Below are 9,583 nucleotides of genomic sequence, written 5' to 3'. Positions count from 1 at the left end.
CTTGAACATCTTGATGGGGCTCTCTGCTGTACGCCCATTGGTCTGGCAATACTTCTCCAAAAGTTCCTCATGTATAAAACTGAAATCGATAAGATCGTTGATTTTGCGAAGTAGATTGTCTTTTGGAACAATGATATCGTACAATCCCGAATAGGAACTGAACTGAATTTTTTGTTGGGTAGAAAGCATCCTGATATCCGTTAAAGCCTACTTTAAGATACGAAAAAAGGAGCAGAAAACTGTTGTTTTCCACTCCTTTTTTTAGCCCATTCTAAAAGGGGACTTTTTCAGTGCCCTCAAAATTCATACATGGCTTTTTTATTTCTAAGGCTTAAAAAATTAAGCTGTCTTTTCTTGATTTAAAGCTTTAGAAGCTTCCAAAGAAATGGCAGATTTATCAAAACGAATCTTCACGCCAGAACCTACATCTACTAAAAAGGTTTTTTCGCTAACTTCAACGATTCTTCCGTGGATACCCGCTGTAGTAACTACTCTTGAATTAACACCAATTTCCTCAATGTATTTTTTATGTTCTTTTTGTTTCTTCATCTGAGGTCTGATCATGAAGAAGTAAAAAACCACGACGATTAAGATCATGGGAAGAAACTGCATCATACCACCACCTGTTGCTGCTTGCAATAAAATTGTAGAGATCATATGTATTTATTTTATTTTTATTGATTTATTAAGATTTAGGATTTACTGTTCCTTTCAATTGCACGGTCATGATATTAGACTCTGCATTGGAAGCAACCGTAATGATTTTTTGTTGTTGACCTACCTGGTTCTCACTATTGAACTCAACCGTGATCACGCCTTCTTTACCTGGAAGAACCGGCTCAGAAGTATATTTCGGTGTGGTACAGCCACAACTGGCCGATACCTGCGCCAAAATTACTGGAGCATTCCCAGTATTGGTAAAGATGAAATCGTGTTTTACCACTTCCCCTTCTTTGATAGATCCAAAATCAAAAGCTGCATCCTCGAACTTGATCACGCCAATACCTTCATTGGCAGTGGCTGCTGAAGTTTCAGTAGTCGCATTTGAATCAGATGCCTCATTTTTTGGGGCGTTATTACAAGATGCCATGAATGCCAGGGCAGCTAGGGGTAGAATTAATTTTTTCATAAGCTTGCTTTTAAGCGATCAAACCTCTACCCTCTTTCTTGATACGACGTTGGGCATTAAGATCTGCTAAGATTTTATCTAATATACCATTGATAAAGGTGCTACTTTTCAAGGTACTGAAAGACTTGGATAATTCAATATATTCGTTGATCGTCACTTTCACCGGAATGGTCGGGAAATTGATCAATTCGGTAATCGCCATGCGCATCAGCAGGTTATCGATCAAAGCAATACGATCCGACTCCCAGTTTTTGGTTTTTCCAGCAATCATCTCTTGATATTCGTTGGCATATTTTACCGAAAGCTTCAATAGGTCTAGGATAAAATCCTTGTCCTCGATCCAGCTTGGTGTAAGATCTGCCAATTTATTCTTCGCCGGAACCTCACTGCTGAAATTCTTGAACGTTTTGGCGATCATCGCCTGCAACACCTCTTTATCGACCTGCCAATTGATGAAACGCTCGTCCAATGCCTGTTCGATATCCGGAGATTTCAAAATGATCTTCTTGAAGATATATTTAATGATATCCTTCTCTACGGCAATGGAACGATCTTCCAACTCCAGATAAGCCAAGTATTCTGCCGAATCTTTTAATTGGGAATAGATGGAACGCACAATCTCAGGATCATAGCTCCAGTCGACCTTATAACGTTTTACTTTCTCCAGATATTCTCTATTCTGACGTAGGGAATCAATGAAGGTATTGTTGTTCAACTTGGTGGATGAATAGGTTTTATCCTTATCCGAAGGGATCCATTTATTGGCAATGCCTTCCACGTCGACCAAAACATATTCTGCCACTTCATCCAAAAGATTCAGTGTCCAGATATACATCTCATCAACTTCTTCGACATTTTTGAGCAAACCTTTTTCAAAATTGACGATACTCTTGTCTTCCGACAAGCTGTAGGCATACAGCGTCTGCATGACCTTTACGCGTAGGTGTCTTCTATTTAGCATAATAATTTAAAAAGAACGATTGGTAATAAAGAACGAAATTATACTATCTTATTTTAATTTTTTCATATCCTGAATACGCTTTTCAGCTAGCTCTTTCGCCGCTTGATGCGTAGAGATATTCTCTTCTTTGGCCTTTTGGATCACGTGGCGCGTCATTGTATAGATATAACGGATCAAGTGATCGGTACGGTCTGCACCGTATCCTTCCAATTCGGAGAAACAAGAGATCAATGCACCGGCATTGATCAAGAAATCCGGTGTATAAAGGATGTTATTCTCTTTCAATAACTCCAATGTACGATCCTCTTCCAACAATTGATTATTGGCAGAACCTGCAATGATCTTACAACGCATGCGTGGAACGGTGTCTGGATTAACCGTACCTCCCAATGCACATGGTGCATAGACATCAGCGTCCAATTCAAAGCTGGTAGAATAGGTGATCGGCTCTGCTTTGTATTTAGCAGCAATCTTCATCTTGCGCTCTTCGGTCATATCCGAAACATATACACGGGCATTTTCAGCACGCAATAGGGAAACCAAATGCTCGCCTACGCTTCCTACTCCTTGAACAGCAATCTTTCTACCTGCCAGGTTATCATCACCATAAAGCTCTTTGATAGCCGCTTTAATACCGTAATAAACACCTTTTGCCGCAAATACCGTGGTATCACCTGCCCCATTTAAGGATGTCGGCAATCCTGCAACATAATTAGTTTCAGCGTAGATATATTCCAGGTCTTTTTGGGTAGTACCCACATCGGAAGATGCGATGAAATTACCATTCAATCCGTTGATGAAACGACCGAAACGGCGCATCAACACTTCTGATTTCTCAGTACGATTATTACCAATAATAATCGCAGATCCACCTCCAAGGTTCAACCCTGCTAAAGATGCTTTATAGGAAATAGCTTTAGATAGACGTAATGCGTCTTCGATGGCATCTGCCTCCGTTTCGTACGGCAACATGCGGACACCGCCGATGGCTGGGCCTAGTGTGGTGTCGTGAATAGCCACAATAGCTTTCAAGCCAACTTCTTTATCATTACAAATGAAAATGTTCTGATGATCAGACACACGCATCAAATCAAATAGCGAGGTAGATTCCTTATCCATAAAATTTATAAAAATTTACAGCTACAAAATTAGCAAATTATTTATTTCTTCGGCGAAATGGCGTAAAATATTAATAAAAGTATTAATTCATGACAGATAGCCGATAAATCAACAGCAGATATTTAAAATTATAACCTATTTTTGCTTCAATGAAGGAACTGTCATACCTAAACAAGTTTTTCTATAAATATCGCTGGAAGATTATCCCAGGGGTGATTTTCGTAATTATCTCCAACTATTTTGGAATCCTTCCGGCGCAGGTCATCCGCGAGGCTTTTGACCTGGTGAAGGAAAACATCGATATGTATAGGTTGTACGATGGTTTCGACAGACAGGATCTCATCTATCGTATTTTTGGTAATAGCCTCCTCTTTTTTGGTGCAGTGGTTTTGATTTTATCCATCATTAGGGGTATATTTCTATTCATGATGCGCCAAACCTTGATCCTGACATCCAGGCATATCGAATACGACATCAAGAACGAGATCTACCAGCATTATCAGCAATTGGATTTTGCATTTTACCGGCGGAACAATACCGGTGACCTGATGAACCGTGCTACGGAAGATGTTAACCAGGTTAGGAATTACTTGGGGCCCGCCATCATGTATGCCATCAACACTGTGGTGCTCTCTATTATGATCATTTATGCGATGTATAGTGTCAATGCTACTTTGGCTACCTATTCATTGATCCCTATTCCCATCATATCCGTGATCATCCTTTTTGTCAATAAGGTGATCAATAGACGAAGCGAACGCATACAAAGACAATTATCCCAATTATCTTCCTTTGTACAGGAAACCTTTTCAGGCATCCGTGTGGTCAAGACCTATACCCTGGAAGCCGATAAAATGGCAAATTTTAAACAGGAAAGTGATAATTACAAAGACATCAACCTGAATCTGGTGAAGGTACAGGCAATCTTCTTTCCCCTTATCATATTCCTTGTAGGTTTCAGTACCATCATCACCGTATATGTGGGTGGTTTGGAAGTGAATAAAGGAACCATATCAGCAGGTAATATTGCCGAGTTCATTATCTATGTCAATCAATTGACCTTTCCGGCCATGTCCCTAGCTTGGGTAACTTCCCTCTTCCAACGGGCAGCAGCTTCCCAAAAACGCATCAACGAATTCCTATTGACGAAGTCCGAGATCAAGGACGGGCATATTGAAGCAGATCTGAACGGCGACATCCAAGTCGACAATATATCTTTCACCTATCCAGATACTGGAATCAAGGCTATCGACAACATCAGTTTTCATATCCCGGCTGGGAAGACGATGGCCATTATTGGCCGTACAGGATCAGGGAAATCAACCTTGGCCAATCTCCTTCTTCGCATGTATGATGTGGATAAGGGAGCCATCAAATTCGACCAACATCAGATCCAATCCCTTAAAATGGATTCCCTTCGCGAACAGATTGGTTTTGTTCCACAGCAGGTTTTCCTATTTTCGGATACCATCGCCAGAAATATAGCATTCGGTTTAGATAAGGTCGATATGCCGGCCGTAGAACAGGCGGCTAAGGACGCTGTGGTATATGATAATATCATAGGTTTTGAAGAAGGTTTTGACACCCATATCGGAGAACGCGGAATTACCTTATCCGGAGGCCAGAAACAACGGGTTTCCATTGCAAGGGCATTGGTAAAAGATCCTAAGATCCTCATTTTCGATGATTGTCTTTCGGCCGTAGACACCAAAACAGAGGAAGAAATACTCCATAACCTAGGCCGTATCATGGAAGGCAAAACCTCCATCATCATTGCCCACCGTATTTCCACCATTAAAAATGCAGACCATATCCTTGTCCTAGAGGATGGTAAAATAATCGAGCAAGGGACGCATATTCAGCTACTTAACCAACAAGGAGAATATGCTTCCTTATATGAAAAACAATTATTAGAATCATAATTTGCCAATTCCTATTTTTTGCTTAATTTAACACTGGGTTTTTAAACAAATTATTAAACTAAATTTAACCTTCAGTTCGTTTAACCAGCGTACTTTAGACTAATTATTATCAATTATTATGAGATTTCTTTTAACTAGCCTTAGTATGCTTTTCGCATGCTGTATTACCTATGGGCAAGATGCTTTCTTACCCAAACTCCAACAGGAAGAATTCAAAAAAGACCATTCTAAAATAGATACTTCCGCCGATGCAATTATCCTGCATGAATACGGTAGAACTGAACTTGAAGTACTGGACGCAGAAAGAAGATTGATGGTTGTGCATACCTATAATGTTCGATTAAAGATCTTGAACAAGGATGGTGATAAATATGCTACCGTGGAGATTCCCTTGTACAAATCAGGCTCAACCGAGGAGTACCTAACAGAAATCAAAGCCAGGACCTTGAACCTGGAAAACAATACGATACAGGAAACGGAACTCCAACGAAAAAACATATTTTATGAAAAGACAGCGGAGTTCTACAACACCACGAAATTTACCTTACCAAACATCAAAGAAAACTCCATCATTGAGTATTCCTATAAAAAGTATTCCCCGCTCGTTCATAATTTTGAAGATTGGCAATTCCAGGGATCCATCCCCAATCTCTATAGTGAATATATTGCGGTCATCCCATCCAATTTCGAATATAATGTGACCTTGAAAGGTCATCAACCTTTATCCGGGCAAAAATCGGAAGTGCTGAACCAGCATTTCCTTTGGAACGGAGCTCGTTTTGACTGCTCGAAGATGACCTATATCATGCAGAATATGCCTGCATTTAAGGAGGAGTCCTTTATGTTGGCACCCATAAATTATATTTCTGCCATTGATTTTGAATTAAGGACCTATACCGATCCGAACGGTGCCAAACAGAATTACACCCGTACCTGGGATAATATCGACACGGAACTGCTAAATGATAAGGATTTTGGTGGGCAAATAAAAGCTAAGGGGCCGTTCAAGGAGATCAACGCCAAGATCTTGGCCGAACATCAGACCAAACTTGATCAGGCGAAAGCGCTATATAGTTATTTACAGCGAAATGTGGTATGGAACAAAAACTTTGGTAAATACGCAGAATTTGGGGTCAAGAAAACCTTAGAAGATAAAAGGGGCAATTTGGCAGATATCAATTTAGGTTTAGTTGCGGGATTAAATGCCATGGATATAGAGGCATATCCTGTTATTACAGCCACCCGAAATAGGGGAATTCCGAGTTATATATATCCCGTAAACGCCGATTTCAATGCGGTCATCTGCTTGGCTAAAATAGATGGGAAAGATTATCTACTGGATGCGACCAATAAATTCTTGCCTTTCGGCCAGCTCTCCTTGCTGATGATCAACGATCGCGGCCGTGCAATGTACGGTAAAGGGAAATCAGATTGGGTACCTTTGAAAAACGAGGTAGTAGCTAAAAAAACTTTCAATATTCTAGCCAATATCAGTCCTGATGGGAAATTGAAAGGTACGATCAGAGCGCAGTTAAGTGGATTGGATGCCTATAGAAAAAGACAGGATATCACTGAATATCCAAGTCATGAAGAATACGAAGAAAAGTTGATGGAGAAGACCACCGATTTTAAAATCCTTAAAAGTACGGTCAGTTATGTAGACTCGTTGGATAAAGATCTGGTCGAAGTATTGGATTTTGAATTGGACCTTAAGGAAAACATGAAAGGAAATCGATTGGTCATCAACCCTATCCTGATTGAAAGGATGACGAAAAATCCCTTTTTATTGGAAGAACGGAACTACCATGTAGATTTAGGCGCGGTCATGTCTGAAGTGTATAATGTTAACATTATGATTCCAGAAGGCTATAAATTAGATAATGGTCCTAAGAATACGGCCCTATCATTACCAGAAAATGCTGCCCGTTATGTTTATCGTTCTGCCATCGAAGGCAATTCGATCATGGTCCAACAGACTACCAATCTGAACCATCCTATCTATTCTCCAGAAGAATACTTCCACCTGAAAGAATTTTTCTCCAGAATTATCCAACAACAGCAAACTGCATTTACATTCCTTAAATAATGAAGAAAAATATCCTATATATAATCGTTTTGCTACTTGGTCTTTGCCATTATTCCTTTGGACAATACCAAGTGGAATCCATCCCCAAGGAATTACTGAGCCGTGCGGTTGCAACCTATCGGGAAGACAATATGGAGATCCATATGAAATCGCCGACAGATGTGATCATCAAGGGTAATAAAGTATTGACCATCCATAATCAAAGTGGGGATGAATATGCGCCGATTGTGGTATTCTATGATAAATCTAAACAGATTAAGGAAATCAAAGGGGAAATCCTGGACCAATTTGGCAAACAGATCAAAAAATTCAGTTTAAGGGATTTTGATGATCAGAGTGCCAGTTCAGGTTCCAATCTTTTTGATGATAGTCGGTATAAATCTTATCAACCCCACATCAATACTTATCCTTATAGTATTTCCTATAGTTACGAATACAAGAGTTCGCAGAACCTGGCCATGCCCAGCTGGAATCCAAATTGGTACAAGGATGTATCGGTGGAAAAAAGCACCTACAAAATCATCGTCCCTAAGAACAGCAAACTGCGCATCAATAGCCAGAATTTTGATGGACAGCCCAAAGTGGAGGATGTAGACAAATGGAGCAGCTACACCTGGCAGGCAGAAAACCTTAAAGCTATACGTAACGAAGCTTATAGCCCTGGAAGACATATCACTGGGATTGAGGTGATGGTGGTTCCAGAGGAATTCCAATTCTACAAAAAAAGTGGACAGTTCAACGATTGGAAGAGTTATGGCCTTTGGATGAATGAAAATTTATTGAAGGGAAAAAGGATTTTGCCTGAGGCAACGGTTGCCATGGCTAAAAACCTCGTGAAAGACCTCGAAGATCCAAAAGCTAAAGCCAAAGCATTATATGAGTTCATGCAAAAGAAAACCAGGTACATCAGCATACAGGTTGGTATAGGAGGTAATGAACCTTTCCCTGCCGAAATGGTAGATCGCTTAGGCTATGGAGACTGCAAGGCGTTGGTAAATTATATGCAGGCCCTATTGGAAGCGGTGGATATCCCCTCCTATTATACCATCGTACAAGCGGGTAATGAAAAAGTGGATATCAACCCTACCTTTGCCAACCTGCAGGATGGCAATCACATCATCCTATGTCTTCCTTTTGCCAATGACACTACTTGGTTAGAATGTACTAACCAGGATATGCCTTTTGGTTACTTAGGCGATTTCACGGATGATCGTTTGGTATTGGCCTGTACGCCTGAGGGAGGTAAAGTGATGCGCAGCAAATCCTATCCTTATCACGAGAGCATTCAACACCGAGTTGGGAAGTTCCGTATGGATAAAACCGGAAAATTAACTGGAGAAATGGAAACAACCTATACAGGTTGGCAGTTTGAGAACCATTTTGCCAATGTGAAGGAGAATAGAGATAAACAGATCGAAAACCTCAGACGATGGTATAACATCAACCGGATTGGGTTTAATCAGGTCGAGTATAAGATCGAGCAGAACAAAAAGCATCAATTGAATGAGAAAATAGGCCTAACGATCGATAATTATGGCCTATTGAATGGAAGTATACTCGTATTGATCCCAAATATCTTTAACAAGACCCCTGCTATCCCCGAAATCAGAAATAGGCAAGAAGTATTGAAGATTTCCCGTGGTTATACGGATATTGATGAAATCGAAATTGTCATGGATGATGGGGTCGATACAAAGATCATCCCAGCCGAAAAAATAATGGAGAATGAGATTGGGTCCTATAAATTGACGACCAAAGTGGAAGGGAAAACCATTAAAACGTATCGAAAAATTGAAATCAAGGAAGGTACCTATCCAGCCGATAAATATGAAGCCTTCGTGAACCTGAATAGATTCGCAAAAGAAAGTGATGATATTCGATATAATTTACCATTAATTGATAAAAAATAAAAAAATATCCTATATTTGGCTTGCCTTGGGGGATTAGCTCAGTTGGCTAGAGCGCTTGCCTGGCAGGCAAGAGGCCACCAGTTCGAATCTGGTATTCTCCACCAAAACACTTATAGGAAAAATAGGTATAGAAACAAAAAAAGAGGTGATCAAATGATAGGGCACTGAAAAAGTCCTCTTTTAGATTGGGCAAAAAAAGGAGTAGAAAACAACAGTTTTCTGCTCCTTTTTTCGTATCTTAAAGTAGGCTTTAACGGACATCAGGATGCTCTCTACCCAACAAAAAATACAGTTCAGTTCCTATTCAGGATTGTACGATATCATTGTCCCAAAAGACAATCTACTTCGCAAAATCAACGATCTTATCGATTTCAGTTTTATACATGACGAACTTTTGGAGAAGTATTGCCGGACCAATGGACGCAACGCTGAAAGTCCAATCAAGATGTTCAAATA

At 40.1% G+C, this 9,583-nt stretch carries 7 protein-coding genes, 1 tRNA gene and 2 pseudogenes; 5 read left to right on the top strand and 5 right to left on the bottom strand.

Translation table 11 applies throughout. The features are described from left to right. From CRJ00_RS16365 to CRJ00_RS16345, 5 genes and pseudogenes are all read right to left on the bottom strand, one after another. Positions 1 to 189: pseudogene (locus CRJ00_RS16365) on the bottom strand (IS5/IS1182 family transposase); the annotation flags it as partial. A gap of 150 nt (positions 190 to 339) precedes the next feature. Then, on the bottom strand, positions 340 to 657 hold the full coding sequence (gene yajC, locus CRJ00_RS16360; protein WP_099367824.1) for a preprotein translocase subunit YajC: 318 nt from the start codon (positions 655 to 657) through the stop codon (positions 340 to 342). A gap of 28 nt (positions 658 to 685) precedes the next feature. Next, positions 686 to 1,129 (bottom strand): DUF1573 domain-containing protein, encoded by a 444-nt coding sequence (locus CRJ00_RS16355; protein ID WP_099367823.1) that lies wholly within the window; start codon positions 1,127 to 1,129, stop codon positions 686 to 688. A gap of 10 nt (positions 1,130 to 1,139) precedes the next feature. After that, positions 1,140 to 2,090: a transcription antitermination factor NusB gene (nusB, locus tag CRJ00_RS16350; protein WP_180268515.1), complete on the bottom strand. Its 951-nt coding sequence runs from the start codon at positions 2,088 to 2,090 to the stop codon at positions 1,140 to 1,142. 48 nt (positions 2,091 to 2,138) lie between these two features. Further along, entirely contained in the window at positions 2,139 to 3,209 is a 1,071-nt protein-coding gene (locus CRJ00_RS16345) for a Glu/Leu/Phe/Val family dehydrogenase (RefSeq protein WP_099367821.1), read from the bottom strand. Positions 3,210 to 3,358: 149 nt separating this feature from the next. Between CRJ00_RS16345 and CRJ00_RS16340 the strand changes: the two genes are divergently transcribed. The 5 genes and pseudogenes from CRJ00_RS16340 to CRJ00_RS16320 all read left to right on the top strand — a co-directional run. Next, positions 3,359 to 5,131 carry an ABC transporter ATP-binding protein gene (locus CRJ00_RS16340; protein ID WP_099367820.1) on the top strand — a complete coding sequence of 591 codons (1,773 nt, stop codon included), beginning with the start codon at positions 3,359 to 3,361 and terminating at the stop codon, positions 5,129 to 5,131. A 118-nt stretch (positions 5,132 to 5,249) separates the two neighbouring features. Beyond that, the gene (locus CRJ00_RS16335) at positions 5,250 to 7,217 is read left to right on the top strand and encodes a transglutaminase domain-containing protein (RefSeq protein WP_099367819.1); all 1,968 of its coding nucleotides are present in this window, start codon (positions 5,250 to 5,252) and stop codon (positions 7,215 to 7,217) included. Then, positions 7,217 to 9,127 carry a DUF3857 domain-containing protein gene (locus CRJ00_RS16330; RefSeq protein WP_099367818.1) on the top strand — a complete coding sequence of 637 codons (1,911 nt, stop codon included), beginning with the start codon at positions 7,217 to 7,219 and terminating at the stop codon, positions 9,125 to 9,127. Before CRJ00_RS16335 ends, CRJ00_RS16330 begins: the two co-directional genes overlap by 1 nt. A 27-nt stretch (positions 9,128 to 9,154) precedes the next feature. Beyond that, a tRNA-Ala gene (locus CRJ00_RS16325) sits at positions 9,155 to 9,231 on the top strand. 161 nt (positions 9,232 to 9,392) lie between these two features. Next, positions 9,393 to 9,583, top strand: a pseudogene (locus CRJ00_RS16320) (IS5/IS1182 family transposase); the annotation flags it as partial.

The sequence above is a fragment of the Sphingobacterium sp. 1.A.4 genome, from assembly GCF_002734245.1.
In the GTDB taxonomy this organism is placed as follows: domain Bacteria; phylum Bacteroidota; class Bacteroidia; order Sphingobacteriales; family Sphingobacteriaceae; genus Sphingobacterium; species Sphingobacterium tenebrionis.
Note: the sequence above shows the minus strand (reverse complement) of the source record. Positions and strands in the feature narration are given on the sequence as shown.

Bases quoted from the DNA above. Each gene is read 5' to 3' on its own strand.
- CRJ00_RS16345 (WP_099367821.1), bottom strand. From the start codon at position 3,209: ATGGATAAGGAATCTACCTCGCTATTTGATTTGATGCGTGTGTCTGAT.
- CRJ00_RS16355 (WP_099367823.1), bottom strand. From the start codon at position 1,129: ATGAAAAAATTAATTCTACCCCTAGCTGCCCTGGCATTCATGGCATCT.
- yajC (WP_099367824.1), bottom strand. From the start codon at position 657: ATGATCTCTACAATTTTATTGCAAGCAGCAACAGGTGGTGGTATGATG.
- CRJ00_RS16330 (WP_099367818.1), top strand. From the start codon at position 7,217: ATGAAGAAAAATATCCTATATATAATCGTTTTGCTACTTGGTCTTTGC.
- CRJ00_RS16335 (WP_099367819.1), top strand. From the start codon at position 5,250: ATGAGATTTCTTTTAACTAGCCTTAGTATGCTTTTCGCATGCTGTATT.
- CRJ00_RS16340 (WP_099367820.1), top strand. From the start codon at position 3,359: ATGAAGGAACTGTCATACCTAAACAAGTTTTTCTATAAATATCGCTGG.
- nusB (WP_180268515.1), bottom strand. From the start codon at position 2,090: ATGCTAAATAGAAGACACCTACGCGTAAAGGTCATGCAGACGCTGTAT.